The sequence below is a fragment of the Corynebacterium sp. 32222D000AT genome, assembly GCF_053546955.1.
In genome coordinates, this window is record NZ_JBPPVW010000010.1 from 17,777 (window position 1) to 30,753 (window position 12,977).

Sequence of the window (12,977 nt, forward strand, 5' to 3'; positions counted from 1 at the left end):
CGCATATGCACGACACCGCCCCGCGCAATTGGGTGCCGCTGAGCGCGGAGCCCATGGCCCGCGGCATCGTCGACTTCTTGGGTGGGCCGGCCGGGCGCTTTGCCCGCCCCCGCCCGCACTGGATGACCCCGGCCCGGGCGGTCATCGCGGTCGCGTGGGTTTTCCTCGCCCTCGGTTTTCTGGCCAAGGCCAACTGCGCGGGCGGCATCCGGGACGAGCACGGCGCGGTCCAGCTCGACTGGTCCGGCAACCGGCACTACACCTCCGCCTGCTACAACGACATCGTGCCGCTCTTTGCCGGGCGCGGCCTCGACCAGGGCGGCTTCCCTTACGCCTTCTCCTGGGTCGAGGACGGCGTCACCCGCTACATGGAATACCCGGTGCTGGCCGGGCTCTTCCAAGGCGCGATCGCGGCCGTGTCGCGCGCGACCCACCCCCTGGTGGTCTGGGCGGGCATCCCGGCCGCCGGCTGGTACTTCGCGCTCACGGCGCTGGCGATGTCCGTCCTCTGGGTCGCGACCATCACCCTCGTGATGCGCCTGGTGGGCAATCGCTTCTGGGACACGCTGCTCATCGCGGCCAGCCCCCTGGTTATCGTCCACGCCTTCACGAACTGGGACATCCCTTCCATCTTCTGCATGGTCGCCGCCGTTTCCGCTTTCCAGCGCTCCCGGCCGGGCTGGGCGGGGTTCTGGGTTGGCATTGGCACCGCGGTCAAGCTCTGGCCGCTTTATATCCTGGGCGCCTACCTCGTGCTGGCCATCCGCACGAAGTCGTGGCGGCCGTTCAGCCAGATGCTGGGGACCACCACGCTGACGTGGCTGGCGGTCAACCTGCCGGTGGCGCTGGCCTATCCGGCGGCGTGGGGAGAATTCTTCCGGCTCAACTCGGAGCGGTCCTGGGAGTGGACCACCGTCTACGCCGTGTTGGCCCGCAACACACCGTTTAACGTCTCCCCCGGCGTTCTCAACGTCATCTCCTTCGGGCTCTTTGCCGCCCTGTGTCTGGCCATCCTCGTCGTCGGCCTTAAGGCCGCCCGCACCCCGCGGGTGGGCGAGCTCATCTTCCTCATCGTGGCCGCGTTCTTGTTGGTCAACAAGGTCTGGTCGCCGCAGTACTCGCTGTGGCTGCTTATCCCGGCGGTGCTGGCCGTGCCGCGATGGCGGCTGATTACCGCGTGGCCCTGCGCCGAGTTCGCGGTCTGGCCGCTGTTGATGTGGCACATGCTGGGCGCCGAAAACGGCGGCATCCCGCACGAGCTGCTGGATACCGCCATCCTGGTGCGCGACGGCCTCATCATCGCCATGGTCGTGCTGGTGCTGCGGCAGCTTCGCGGCAGCGCCCACGACGCCGTGCGCAGCGTCCACCCCGACCGTCCATATTCCGATCCCCTACAACCGTTGCACTAATCATGCTCATCACCATCATTGGCATTATCTCTATCGTCATTGGCTTTGCCTGTGTGGGCACGGCCTACTACCTCTACCAGCAAAAGGGCCAGCGCACCGCGCCAATCGTCCTGGGCCTTTTGGCCCTGGTTTTCCTGACGCTCGTGCCCGCGGGCAGCGCCGTGTTTTTCGCCGCTACCCAGGGCGGCTAGATTTCAGTTTTGGGCCCCGAGTGCGGTACTGTGGTGGGGTTGCTTGACGCAACGTACCCTCCTGCCACATCCGCAAAGGTGATGTGGCCGAAAACCATTTACTAGACCATAGGAGGTGATGAGGTCCGTGCGTCACTACGAAGTAATGATCATTCTGGATCCTAGCCAGGATGAGCGCACCGTAACCCCGTCCCTAGACAAGTTCCTCGACTCCGTCCGCAAGGACGGCGGCAAGGTTGAAAACGTCGATGTCTGGACCAAGCGTCGCTTGGCCTACCCCATCAACAAGAAGGAAGAGGGCATCTACGCCGTCGTCAACCTGGAGTGCGAGTCCCACTCGGTGCTCGAGCTCGATCGCCGTTTGAACCTGAACGACGCCATTCTGCGTACCAAGGTTCTGCGCACCGACGCTAAATAGCGGATACTGGGGTTTGTAAAAACTACAGTTTCCACGAAAAGGAGTTTAAGAACATGGCACAGGGAGATACCCCAATCACCGTAGTAGGCAATATCGTCGCCGATCCGGAATTGCGTTTCACCCCGTCTGGCGCACCCGTAGCTAATTTCCGGGTGGCCTCTACCCCGCGTTACTTCAATGCGCAGCAACAGCAGTGGGAAGACGGCGAAGCTATGTTCTTGACCTGCAACGCCTGGCGCAACATGGCTGAAAACGTCGCAGAGACCCTGACCAAGGGCATGCGCGTTATTGTCAACGGCCGCCTGAAGGCCCGCAGTTTCCAGACCCGAGACGGTGACAACCGCACCGTTTTCGAGATTGACGTTGATGAGGTTGGCCCCTCGTTGAAGTACGCCAAGGCCCAGGTTCACCGCAACCCGCGTGAGGGCGGCAGCGGCAACTTTGGCAACAACCAGGGCGGAAACAACTCGGGTTCCAACAACTTCGGCTCCAATCAGGGCGGAAACCAGGGCGGCTTCGGCGGTAACCAGGGCAACCAGGGCGGTTTCAGCCAGGGTGGCTTTGGCGGCAACCAGCAGTCCGCGCAGGACAACGATCCGTGGAATTCTGCACCGCAGGCCGGAGGCTTCTCCGGCGCTGATGATGAACCCCCGTTCTAACTAAGTGCGCAGTAATCATCGAATAAACGACTCAATTGAAAGGCAGGGATCATGAAGCTGATCCTCACCGCTGCCGTTGAGAACCTCGGCGCCCCCGGCGAAATTGTTGAGGTTAAGAACGGCTACGGACGTAACTACCTGCTGCCGCGCGGCCTGGCCATCGTTGCCACCCGCGGCGCAGAAAAGCAGATCGAGGGCATCAAGCGTGCCCAGGAAGCTCGCGCAATCCGCGACCTGGACCACGCTCGCGAGGTCCGCGATCAGCTTGAGCAGCTCAACGACGTCACGGTCGAGGTTAAGACCTCCGAGAAGGGCAAGCTCTTCGGCTCCGTGAACGCTGAGGACATCGTCAACGCCGTGAAGAAGGCTGGCGGCCCGAACCTGGACAAGCGCATCGTCAAGATGCCCAAGGGCCTGGTCAAGAAGACCGGCAACTACCAGGTCGAGCTCCAGCTGCACGCTGACGTTCTCGGCAAGGTGAACTTCTCGGTCGTAGCTGCCTAATTAGGCGCTCGACGGTCAAACCATAGACCCAAAGACAACAGCAGCTTGAAGGCCCTGGGGCCGAAATCCTATGTGAGGTGGGATTTCGCCCCGGGGCCTTTTTGCATGCCCACACGGTCATCCCCGGCACCTATCGCGCAGATCCCCGCGATCTGGCGCCTGGTCGGACCGCGAACCCGAACGCGGACTACGGGCCTGTGAGTAACTGTGGATAACTCGGCTCCAGCTGTGGATAACTTCTACCCGGGGACGACTGTTACGAAAAATATACAGGTTCAAAGTGACGCCCCGTCGCCGCAGGTAGGAAAGTTATTCACGTTTTTCTTTAAAGTATTCACACCTTTAAAAACCGTCTGACCTGCAATTATTAAAACCGCTGGTCAGAAAATTAGAGAGTTATCCACAGCGCCCGGTGGATACTTCGACGACGAAAGCAAAGGTGAGAGGGAATTCTACAGCTACCTGTGGATAACTCCCCCGGCCTTATCCACCAGGGGCGGCGATTTGTACCCCCGAGCCCAACGCAGCGGGGGTAAAAGCGGGCACCTCTCCCCGACTGGATTTGCCTCGCCCTCCCCCGAACCATGCCCCGGGGTATTCGCCCTAGTTGCCCTTTTTCCCGGCGGCCTCGGCGGCTACCGCCGCGCAGTCGGGCCGGCCGCAGTGCTGGGTCTCGGTGTGCTGGGCGCAGTCGTCGCAGATGAGGACCTGACGCCGGCAGGTATCCTCATTGATGCAGTTATGGAAGGTGTTCGTCCCGGCGCCGCAGTGCACGCAGTGGCCCAGCTGGATGAAGCCGGGGTCCTCGGTGCCGATGCCGAATTCGTGGTGCATGCGCTTGTCGAAGACGTACATCGAGCCTTCCCACAGCCCGTCGTTTCCGTATTTCTCCCCGTAGCGCACGATCCCGCCGTCGATTTGGTAGACCTCGTTGAAACCGCGGTTTTTCATCAGGGCGGAGAGGACCTCGCAGCGAATCCCGCCGGTGCAGTAGGACACGACGGGCCGGTCCTTCATCCAGTCGTATTTGCCGGACTCCAGCTCCTTGATGAAGTCGTGCGTGGTATTTACATCCGGCACGACTGCGCCCTTGAACTTGCCGATCTCGGCCTCCATGGCGTTGCGGCCGTCGAAGAAGACGACGTCGTCGCCGCGCTCGGCGACCAGCTCGTTGACCTGCTCGGGGCGCAGGTGGACGCCGCCGCCGACGACGCCGTCCTCGTCGACCTGCAGTTCCTGGGGCGCGCCGAAGGCCACGATCTCGTCGCGTACCTTCACCGACAACCGCGGGAAGTCGTCCGCGGAGCCCTCCGACCACTTGAAGGCCATCTTCTTGAAGCCGGGGTAGTCGCGGGTCTTGCGCACGTAGCGCTTACAGGCGTCCATGTCCCCGCCCACGGTGCCGTTGATCCCGTGCTCGGAGACCAGGATCCGGCCCTTGAGCCCCAAAGATTCACACAGGTCCCGCTGCCACAGCATGATGGCCTGCGGGTCCTTGAGCGGGGTAAAGCAGTAGTACAGGAGAATTTTGCCGATGCTCACGCCTTAAAATCTTAGGCGGGGCACCGGCAAATTCCGAATTGTTGACCTGCGGTTTAGCGCTTGTGGTACAAGCCCTTCTTGCGGGCAAAGACCGGGTCCGAGGTCACCAGCACGCCCAGGTTACGGAAAATCCCCTCGTCTACCGAGCCCAGGATGGTGGTGGTGTGGACGTCGCAGCCGGTCAATTCCTTGATGTGCTCGAGGGCGCGGCGGGCGTTCTCGTCCTTCGCCGCGGACGTCGACAGGGCGATGAGCACCTCGTCGGTGTGCAGGCGCGGGTTGCGGGAGCCCAGGTGCTTGGTCTTGAGCGTTTGGATCGGCTCGATGGCCTCGGGGGAGAGCAGGTGGATCTCGTCGTCGATGCCGGCCAGGTGCTTGAGTGCGTTGAGCAGCATGGCCGCCGAGCAACCCAGCAGCGCGGAGGTACGGCCGGTGATGATAGTGCCGTCGGCCAGCTCCAGTGCGGAGGCCGGATCCCCGGTCTCCTGGGCGCGCTGGCGCGCCGGCTCGACGACCGGGCGATCCTCAGCGCGGATGCCGGCCTTGGCCATGATGACCGCGGCGCGGTCGGACTGGGTGGAATCCAGGCCCTCGCGGGCTTCTTCGACTAGCGCCTTGAAGTAGCGGCGGATGATCTCCTGCTGGGAGGCGGCGCGGCAGACGGCGTCGTCAGTAATGCACAGGCCGGCCATGTTGACACCCATATCCGTGGGGGACTGGTAGGGGGTCTGGCCGGTCAGGCGCTCCAGCAGCGACTTGAGCAGCGGGAAGGCCTCCACGTCGCGGTTGTAATTCACCGTGGATTCCCCGTAGGCCGACAGGTGGAAGTGGTCGATGATATTCGAGTCGTTCAGGTCCACGGTCGCGGCCTCGTAGGCCAGGTTGACCGGGTGCTCGAGGGGCAGGTTCCAGATGGGGAAGGTCTCGAACTTGGCGTAACCGGCCTGCACGCCGCGCTGGTGCTCGTGGTAAATCTGGCTCAGCGCAGTGGCCAGCTTGCCGGAGCCCGGCCCCGGCGCGGTAACCACGACGAGGTCCCGGGTGGTCTCGGCGAATTCGTTGCGGCCGAGCCCCTCCTCGGAGACGATCAGATCCGTGTCGGTCGGGTAGCCAGGGATAATGCGGTGCCGGGCGACCTTGAGACCCAGGCGCTCCAGCTTGTCGATGAAGGCTTCAGCCGGGCCGTTGCCGTCCTCCAGCTGGGTCATGACCACGTTGTTAACCAGGAAGCCGCGTTCGCGGAAGACGTCGACCAGGCGCAGCAGGTCGTCTTCGTAGAGGATGCCCAGATCCGCGCGCACCTTCTGTCGGGCGATGTCCTTGGCGTTGATGCAGACGAGGATCTCCACCTCGTCCCGGATATGCTCCAGCATGGCAATCTTGTTGTCCGGGGTGAATCCGGGCAGCACGCGGGAGGCGTGCATGTCATCAAAAAGCTTGCCGCCCATCTCCAGGTAAAGCTTTCCCCCGATGTCACGCCGCCGGGCGCTGATGTGTTCGGACTGGAGTTGGATGTATTTTTCGCGGTCAAATCCAAGTGCGTGCGTCATAAATGGCCCTTCTTGCTCCATCAGCATGGGCGGCGTTACTGCCGTCTTATCGATTTATGTACGCCGCTACAGTCTACGCAACCCCGACCTAAAAGTCATAGAAATCCTAGTCAGCCTATAACGAGGCCCGAAAAATTTGTCATTTCCTCTACGTTGGCAGTGATCTGGGCCCCGAGAAGAGATAAGCGCGGGGGAGGCCGGGATATGTCAAACGGCGCCGCCACCCACGGAAAGGAATATGGGTTAGCGGCGCCGTTCGCCTCTCTCCAGGAATAGGCGTTTCCGACGGTTGCCGCTCTTACCCAACAACCGTCACGCCCGTACCCGACGTCAACCCTCTCGGACGGCGTCGAGTGGTGGTCACCCTACCGCAGATAGCACCAAAGTTATGAATCTGCTTAATCGTTGTCTCGTCCACAATTGCCTCGTCTACCTTGGAGTTTCCTGATGTTAACGCTGTGCGCAGGGAAGACGGCAACCGCAATACACAGGTTCCTAAGATGTCATAGGTATTATGATTTCCGTCACTCACTGCCGCCGAGGGCCACGCGCGCGCCGCCGACTAGACTGGATCAGTATGCCCGAAGGTCATGTTATTCACCGTCTAGCCAACCGCCTCAACCACGATTTCCGGCACCGCGCGTTGCAGGTCACCAGCCCGCAGGGCCGCTTCGCCGCCGAGGCCGCGCAGTTGGACGGGTGCGAGATCGACCGGGCCGAGACCTTCGGCAAGCACCTCTTCGTACACTTCGACGCACCCCAGCCGGAGCACATCGTCTACATCCACCTGGGACTCATCGGCTCGCTGCGCTTCGAGCCGGCAGAAGACGTCTGGGGCCAGATCCGGCTCCGGATCACCACCGACGAGCTGGCGGCCAACCTCCGCGGCCCGCAGTTCTGCCGGCTGATCACCGAGGAGGACTATGCCGCCCGCCTGACCAAGGTGGGCCAGGACCCCCTGCGCGCGGACGCGAATCCCGAGGTGGTATGGGAGAAGGTGCACCGCTCCCGGCGCAGCATCGCCTCCCTGTTGATGGATCAGCACCTGTTCGCCGGGGTGGGCAACATCTACCGCGCGGAGGCCCTTTTCCGGCAGGGCATTAGCCCGTTCCTGCCCGGCAAGGAACTGGACCGCGCGGCTTTCGATGCCCTCTGGGCGGACCTGGTCTTCCTCATGCAGGTGGGCGTAGAGCGCGGACGGATCGACACCGTCCGCGACGAGCACACCCCAGAGGCGATGGGACGCGATCCGCGCAAGGACGATCACGGGGGAGAGGTTTACGTCTACCGCCGGGCCGGCCTGGGCTGCTACGTGTGCGGCACCCCGATTGCCGAGCGCGCGCTCGAATCCCGCAATCTTTTCTGGTGCCCGACCTGCCAGCCGGCCTAGGCTGGAGGCATGTTAGCCACCTATAGCACTGCCGCTGTCCGCGCCGCCGAAAAGGAGCTGCTCGCCGCCGAGCCCGAGCCGGATCACGTCATGCGCGCCGCCGCCCAGGCCGTCGCCCGCACCGCGGCGGCGATGTCGGGCTCCGGGCGCATCCTGGTGCTGGCCGGCTCCGGGGGAAACGGTGGCGACGGCCTCTACGCCGGCGCGCTGTTGGCGCAGCTCGGCCGCTCGGTCGAGGCGCTGCTGGTTACCGGTTCCGCCCAGCCGCGGGCCCGGGCCGCCGCGGAGCAGGCCGGCGTCACCATCACCGACAAGGCCCCGGAGGCGGGACAGTTCGACCTGGTCATCGACGCGGTCGCCGGGCTGGGCTCGGCCCGCGGCCTGGACCCGGACGTCCACGGCCTGCTGGCCGGCGCCCAGGTCTTGGCCGTCGACATGCCCACCGGGGTGGACGCCGACTCGGGAGTGGCCGCGGACAACGCGGTCACCGCCGACGTCACCGTCACCTTCGGCGGCGGGCGGCTGGGCCAGGCCGTGGCAGCCGAGTGCGGCGAGGTCATCGTGGGAGACGTGCCCAACTTCGCCGAGGCGCTCGCCCGGCACATCCCGGACGCCTATTTGGCGGCCGAACCCACCGTGGGCAGCTGCTATGTTTGGGACTCGCCATTTCTGCGTCCTGCGGAAACCACTGGCCCCATCCCGGATCCCCGCCCCGGGATCCACTCCCACAAATACAGCGGCGGGGTGACCGGCATCTGCGCCGGCAGCCAGCGCTACCCGGGCGCCGGGGTGCTCGCCGCCGCCGGCGCCCTGCGCACGACGCCTTCCATGGTCCAGGTCCTCAACAACCCCGGCGCCACGCAGCGCTTCCCGGAGATAGTCTCGGCCACCGGGACAGACGCCCGCGTCGATAGCTGGGTGGTCGGCCCCGGTAGGGCAGAGGCCGCCGCCGCGGAGCTGGAGGCCGTACTACAGCGCCCGGAGTGCGCGGTGGTCATCGACGCCGACGGCCTGCGCCAGCTGGCCGACAGCCCGCGCCTCCAGAACCTGGTCCGCGCGCACCCGGCGGTCCTGCTGACCCCGCACGCCGCGGAATTCGACGCCCTCTACGCCGGCTGCGTGCAGGGCGAAAAGCCCGCCGGGCGCCTGGAGGCGCAAGAAGACCTAGCCGCAAACCTGATGTGCTGGGTGCTGCACAAGGGCCGGATCACCACCGTCGTGGGCCCGGAATGGGCCGGCACCACCCCGGTCGGCATCAACGCGGGCCATTCGCTGGCCGCCACAGCCGGCTCCGGCGACGTACTCAGCGGGCTCCTCGGCGCGCAAGTAGCGCTGGAGGGCATGACCATGGACGCCATCGTCCACGCGGTGACCATCCACATCCACGCCGCGGAGATCGCGGCGACGACGGAGTACGGGGTATCGGTAGCCACTGCCAGCCAGATAGCCGCCGCCATCCCCGCGGCTATCGCACGGCTACTTGCGCGCCAGTAGCTTGCGGACCAGGCCCTTCGGGCCGATCTGCCGGGTGCGGCGGCGCAGGGAGGGCAGCTGCCACGGCGCGGTCATCGCAGCCCAGGCCGCGCCCACCGCGAGGATCTCGGAGACGATATAGAAAGGCCACGGGCCCAGGTAGTTGATGATGGAGCGGCTGCCCGGCGGGTGGTTTAAGAAACCGTAATTGCCGTCGGTAAAACGGTTGACCAACATGGCGGTGGCCATCCACACCGGGGTGGTGGCCACGGCCGAGCGGTACCCGGCCCAGGTCGGGCGGTAGCCCAGGCCGAAGGTGAGCGCCAGGGGAGTGGCCAGCGCGGTGATGTGGAAGAACCAGTAGGTGGCAAAGCGCAGCCACTTCGGCTCGAAGTAGTAGATCACGTCCGGGGTGATGATCGCCTGCGGGTTGAGGATAATCCCCCAGAAATACGTGAGGTTGAGCGCCCGCTCGTTTTCCGTGATAAGCCCGATGGCCAGCACCGGCCGCAGGACGTCGCACAGGTGCAGCGGCAACGACTCCCGGACGTCGAACTGCTTCGGGTCCAGGGAGATAATCGTCCAGGCGGTGCCGGCGACGAGCATGACCCAGCCGGTCATCTTCCGCAGGAAGGATTCCTTGCTGGTGCCGCGCACGCGCCGCGCGGCCACGATGAAGACTCCGCACGCGGCGACCGTGACGGCCAGCATGGTGATATGCGCGTATCCCCACTGCGGCATCCGGGGATACGCGGTGGGGACTACACGTGCTTTACGCGGGCGTTTTAACATGACCCGAACTAGGTTACTATCGTCTCCTTAACCTTTCCGTCATTGACCTCCACTACGGCGTCGCACTCGGCGGCCAGGCCCCGATCGTGGGTAACCACCACCGTGGCGAGATCGCGCTCCCGGGTAAGCCGAATCAACAGGTCCATGATCTGCTGGCTGAGCTTGGAGTCCAGCGCACTGGTGGGCTCATCCGCCAGCAGGACCTCCGGGTCGGCCATCAGGGCGCGGGCGATGTTGACGCGCTGGCGCTGGCCGCCGGACAGCTGCTGCATGCGGCGGCCGCCCAGCCCGCCCAGGCCGACCTGCTCGAGGAGCTCATCGGCATGGCGCGGGCGGCGCTTGCGCCCACTGATGTGATCGACGATCTCGAGCTGCTCGCGCACGGTCAGCGAGGCAATCAGGTTGGCCTGTTGGAAGATGATGCCGATGTGGTTGCGGCGGGTTTGAGAGCGCAGCTTGTCCGGGGCATCGGTGAGATCGGTGCCGGCCACCCGCACGCTGCCGCTGTCCGGGACCACCAGCCCAGCACCCACCGACAGCAGGGTGGACTTGCCAGAGCCAGACTCGCCGACGAGCGCGGTGACCTGGCCGGCCGGAACCTGCAGGTCGGCGGCGTCGAGGGCGGTGGTCACGGTGGGACCATCGGGGTAGGTGACGGTGATATTGAGTAGATCAAGTGGGTAAGTCATCTTAGGCAGCCCCTCCTAGAGCCAGCATCGGATCGGTACGGGAGACCTTGCGGGTAGCCAGTGCCGCGCCCGCCAGGCCGAGCAGCCAGATGCCCACGGCGGGCACCAGCACGGTGTTGATGGACAGTTCGAACGGCAGCGCTTGGGCGGCGGCTTCGCCCAGGCCCCAGCCCACGACGGCGCCGAGGACGGTGCCCAGCCCCAGGACCACGGCGGCCTGGCCGAGCGCGTCGCGGCGGAGGTAGGAACCGTCGGCGCCGAGTGCGCGCAGGATGGACAGGTCGCGGGTGCGCTGGATGGTCCACACGGTCAGGAAGGCGACGGTCACCAGCGCGGAGATGGCGTAGAGGAATCCCTGCATGGTCAGCAGCGAGCCGCGCTCCGACTGGTAGCTGGCCAGCCCGCCGAGTGCCTCCTTCAGGGAGACCGCGCCCGGCGCGTCGGCGTCCTCAGTCAAAAGGACGGTGCCAACGACGTCCTGCGGGGCGTGCGCGACCTCGCGCCAGGTCTGCGTGGTGGTCCAGGCGACGGGGGAGTGGGAGTAGAACTCGTCCGGGACGGTCCCGGCGACCCGGGCGTCCTCCCCGCCTACCTGGAGCATCTCCCCGGCGGAGGCGGCGATATCTTCCGCGGCCGTCTCGGACAGTTGCAACTGCCCGGTTTTCACTGGGGTCTCGGTGCCGGGGACGAGGCTGCCTTCGGGCAGGCCCATCACCGCAACGGTGCCGGCCTCGTCACCGGAGGCGATCCGGGTTTGGCTTACTCCCAGGGCGGTGGCGCCGGGGTAGTCGGCGGCGAAGGCCCGGTCGATCTGGGAGTCGCTGAAGGAGGGCTCGTCGCTGCTGAAGACCACGCCGGCCGGATCGAGCGCCTCCAGGGCGGAGGTGTTTTGCTTACTGAGGCCGCCGGTGAGTCCGCTCAGCATGACGAGCAATAGGGTGATGAGCCCGACGACGGCGGTCATCAGCGCGAACCGGCCGCGGGCATAAACGATATCTCGAAGTGCTAAGAACATACCTTCATCATGGTTTGCCCAGCTCAGAAAGTAATCGGGGCGGCGGTTGATTTGCCAGTCAACCGACTGGTTGATGAAAATCAACCTCCCGCCCGACTAGCTTGGATCGCTGTGAGGTTTGGTTTCGACTCCGTATTGAGTGGGCTGCGCGTGGGCCTGCACGTCATGTTCGCCTTCCTGCTGGGCTTCGGCGTGCTGCGCGCCAGCGTGGACGGGCGCTTGGACTACCGCGCCGTCCTGTTGGCCGGGGTGTTGGCCGTGGTCTACGTCGCCGGCACCTGGCAGGAAAAGCGGGGCGTGCCGCTGCGCCGGGCCACCCGGTATACCTGGTTGGTGCTGGTGACCATGTTGTGGCTCGGGTTGGTCGTCCACACGCCGGACTTTTTGTGGCTGGAATTCCCGCTGGCCTTTCTGTACCTGCACCTGCTGCCCACCGCGCCCGGCCTGATAGCGGTGGCGGGCGCCTGGGCAGTGGCGGCCTTCGTGCCGGCCTGGCTCCACCCGGCGGATTGGACGGTGGCCGCGGCCATCGGGCCGGCTATCGGCACGCTGTTCGCCGTGGCCATCTACTACTCCTACCGGGCCCTGGCGCGGGAGGCGGATCACCACCGGAAGGTGGCCGAGCAGCTGCGGGCCACGCGCGAGGAGCTCGCCGCCGCGGAGCACCAGGCCGGCCGGCTGGAGGAGCGCGAGCGCCTATCCCGGGAAATCCACGACACCGTGGCCCAGGGGCTGAACTCCATCGTGCTGCTGGCCCGTGCGACCCGCGCGCAGGCCCCGGGCAGCGCGCAGGAGGGCCTGTCCACCATCGAGTCCGTGGCCCGCGAAAACCTGGCCGAGGCCCGGCGCTTCGTGCGGGATCTGACGGCGCCGGAGTCCGCCCGCCCTCTCCCGGAGGCCGCCGCCGAGGTGCTGGCGCGGATGCGCCGGCGGGGCCAGGCGCTGGGGGAGCTCACCACCTTTGAGCTGCATACCCACGGCCAGGCCGCCGCCCTGCCGGAGCCGGTCTTCTCCGCCGCCCTGCGCTGCGTGCAGGAGGGCCTCAACAACGTGGTCAAGCACGCCCACGCCTCCCGCGCCGTGGTCACCCTGGGGTTGTTTGCGGACGCCGTGACCGTCGACGTCGTCGATGACGGCGACGGGACCGACGGGCGCTTCGGCTACGGGCTGCGCGGGCTGGCCCGCCGCGTGGAGGACTTAGGAGGTAGCCTGAGCCTAGAATCCACCGGCGCCGCCGGCACCGCCCTGGCAGTCTGCATTCCCCTGACCAGCCAGCACGCGGCCGAGTCCCAGCGCCCCGGCCCGGCAGAAACGGGCACACAGTAGGAGCGCTCCGGACGCGGAC

13 protein-coding genes are annotated in these 12,977 nt (G+C 65.7%); 8 read left to right on the forward strand and 5 right to left on the reverse strand.

Annotated elements, in window-relative coordinates:
* Window positions 1-5: 5 nt before the first annotated feature.
* From ACEE23_RS07370 to rplI, 5 genes are all read left to right on the forward strand, one after another.
* On the forward strand, window positions 6-1,409 hold the full coding sequence (locus ACEE23_RS07370; RefSeq protein ID WP_448871483.1) for a glycosyltransferase family 87 protein: 1,404 nt from the start codon (window positions 6-8) through the stop codon (window positions 1,407-1,409).
* Between the two features lie 2 nt (window positions 1,410-1,411).
* Window positions 1,412-1,600: a hypothetical protein gene (locus ACEE23_RS07375; RefSeq protein ID WP_368520713.1), complete on the forward strand. Its 189-nt coding sequence runs from the start codon at window positions 1,412-1,414 to the stop codon at window positions 1,598-1,600.
* A gap of 127 nt (window positions 1,601-1,727) precedes the next feature.
* Window positions 1,728-2,018, forward strand: a complete 291-nt coding sequence (gene rpsF / locus ACEE23_RS07380) for a 30S ribosomal protein S6 (protein WP_210400092.1) — start codon at window positions 1,728-1,730, stop codon at window positions 2,016-2,018.
* Between the two features lie 53 nt (window positions 2,019-2,071).
* The gene (locus tag ACEE23_RS07385) at window positions 2,072-2,677 is read left to right on the forward strand and encodes a single-stranded DNA-binding protein (protein WP_368520712.1); all 606 of its coding nucleotides are present in this window, start codon (window positions 2,072-2,074) and stop codon (window positions 2,675-2,677) included.
* Between the two features lie 51 nt (window positions 2,678-2,728).
* Window positions 2,729-3,181: a 50S ribosomal protein L9 gene (gene rplI / locus ACEE23_RS07390; RefSeq protein ID WP_368520711.1), complete on the forward strand. Its 453-nt coding sequence runs from the start codon at window positions 2,729-2,731 to the stop codon at window positions 3,179-3,181.
* Between the two features lie 603 nt (window positions 3,182-3,784).
* Here the strand turns inward: rplI and trhO are convergent.
* A complete protein-coding gene (trhO, locus tag ACEE23_RS07395; RefSeq protein WP_368520710.1) occupies window positions 3,785-4,723 on the reverse strand; it encodes an oxygen-dependent tRNA uridine(34) hydroxylase TrhO in 939 nt (312 codons plus the stop codon).
* A 53-nt stretch (window positions 4,724-4,776) separates the two neighbouring features.
* Complete coding sequence (locus ACEE23_RS07400; RefSeq protein ID WP_368520709.1) at window positions 4,777-6,273, reverse strand: DUF1846 domain-containing protein; 1,497 nt, start codon at window positions 6,271-6,273, stop codon at window positions 4,777-4,779.
* 577 nt (window positions 6,274-6,850) lie between these two features.
* Here ACEE23_RS07400 and ACEE23_RS07405 point away from each other — a divergent pair.
* On the forward strand, window positions 6,851-7,663 hold the full coding sequence (locus tag ACEE23_RS07405) for an Fpg/Nei family DNA glycosylase (RefSeq protein WP_368520708.1): 813 nt from the start codon (window positions 6,851-6,853) through the stop codon (window positions 7,661-7,663).
* 9 nt (window positions 7,664-7,672) lie between these two features.
* Window positions 7,673-9,157, forward strand: a complete 1,485-nt coding sequence (locus tag ACEE23_RS07410; RefSeq protein ID WP_368520707.1) for a bifunctional ADP-dependent NAD(P)H-hydrate dehydratase/NAD(P)H-hydrate epimerase — start codon at window positions 7,673-7,675, stop codon at window positions 9,155-9,157.
* Here ACEE23_RS07410 and ACEE23_RS07415 read toward each other — a convergent pair.
* From ACEE23_RS07415 to ACEE23_RS07425, 3 genes are read right to left on the reverse strand one after another with little or no spacing between them, the layout of a single operon-like run.
* Entirely contained in the window at window positions 9,140-9,877 is a 738-nt protein-coding gene (locus ACEE23_RS07415; protein ID WP_368520706.1) for a YwaF family protein, read from the reverse strand. The two genes, ACEE23_RS07410 and ACEE23_RS07415, sit on opposite strands and share 18 nt — an antisense overlap.
* Window positions 9,878-9,936: 59 nt before the next feature.
* Window positions 9,937-10,617 (reverse strand): ABC transporter ATP-binding protein, encoded by a 681-nt coding sequence (locus ACEE23_RS07420; RefSeq protein ID WP_368520705.1) that lies wholly within the window; start codon window positions 10,615-10,617, stop codon window positions 9,937-9,939.
* Window position 10,618: 1 nt separating this feature from the next.
* The gene (locus ACEE23_RS07425; RefSeq protein ID WP_368520704.1) at window positions 10,619-11,632 is read right to left on the reverse strand and encodes an ABC transporter permease; all 1,014 of its coding nucleotides are present in this window, start codon (window positions 11,630-11,632) and stop codon (window positions 10,619-10,621) included.
* A 165-nt stretch (window positions 11,633-11,797) separates the two neighbouring features.
* Between ACEE23_RS07425 and ACEE23_RS07430 the strand changes: the two genes are divergently transcribed.
* Window positions 11,798-12,958, forward strand: a complete 1,161-nt coding sequence (locus tag ACEE23_RS07430; protein ID WP_448871498.1) for a sensor histidine kinase — start codon at window positions 11,798-11,800, stop codon at window positions 12,956-12,958.
* Window positions 12,959-12,977: the final 19 nt, after the last annotated feature.

What these genes read in the sequence shown, in the direction of transcription:
- ACEE23_RS07370 (WP_448871483.1), top strand. Translation starts at nt 6, where the DNA reads ATGCACGACACCGCCCCGCGCAATTGGGTGCCGCTGAGCGCGGAGCCC.
- ACEE23_RS07375 (WP_368520713.1), top strand. Translation starts at nt 1,412, where the DNA reads ATGCTCATCACCATCATTGGCATTATCTCTATCGTCATTGGCTTTGCC.
- ACEE23_RS07385 (WP_368520712.1), top strand. Translation starts at nt 2,072, where the DNA reads ATGGCACAGGGAGATACCCCAATCACCGTAGTAGGCAATATCGTCGCC.
- rplI (WP_368520711.1), top strand. Translation starts at nt 2,729, where the DNA reads ATGAAGCTGATCCTCACCGCTGCCGTTGAGAACCTCGGCGCCCCCGGC.
- ACEE23_RS07400 (WP_368520709.1), bottom strand. Translation starts at nt 6,273, where the DNA reads ATGACGCACGCACTTGGATTTGACCGCGAAAAATACATCCAACTCCAG.
- ACEE23_RS07405 (WP_368520708.1), top strand. Translation starts at nt 6,851, where the DNA reads ATGCCCGAAGGTCATGTTATTCACCGTCTAGCCAACCGCCTCAACCAC.
- ACEE23_RS07410 (WP_368520707.1), top strand. Translation starts at nt 7,673, where the DNA reads ATGTTAGCCACCTATAGCACTGCCGCTGTCCGCGCCGCCGAAAAGGAG.
- ACEE23_RS07415 (WP_368520706.1), bottom strand. Translation starts at nt 9,877, where the DNA reads ATGCCGCAGTGGGGATACGCGCATATCACCATGCTGGCCGTCACGGTC.
- ACEE23_RS07420 (WP_368520705.1), bottom strand. Translation starts at nt 10,617, where the DNA reads ATGACTTACCCACTTGATCTACTCAATATCACCGTCACCTACCCCGAT.
- ACEE23_RS07425 (WP_368520704.1), bottom strand. Translation starts at nt 11,632, where the DNA reads ATGTTCTTAGCACTTCGAGATATCGTTTATGCCCGCGGCCGGTTCGCG.
- ACEE23_RS07430 (WP_448871498.1), top strand. Translation starts at nt 11,798, where the DNA reads ATGTTCGCCTTCCTGCTGGGCTTCGGCGTGCTGCGCGCCAGCGTGGAC.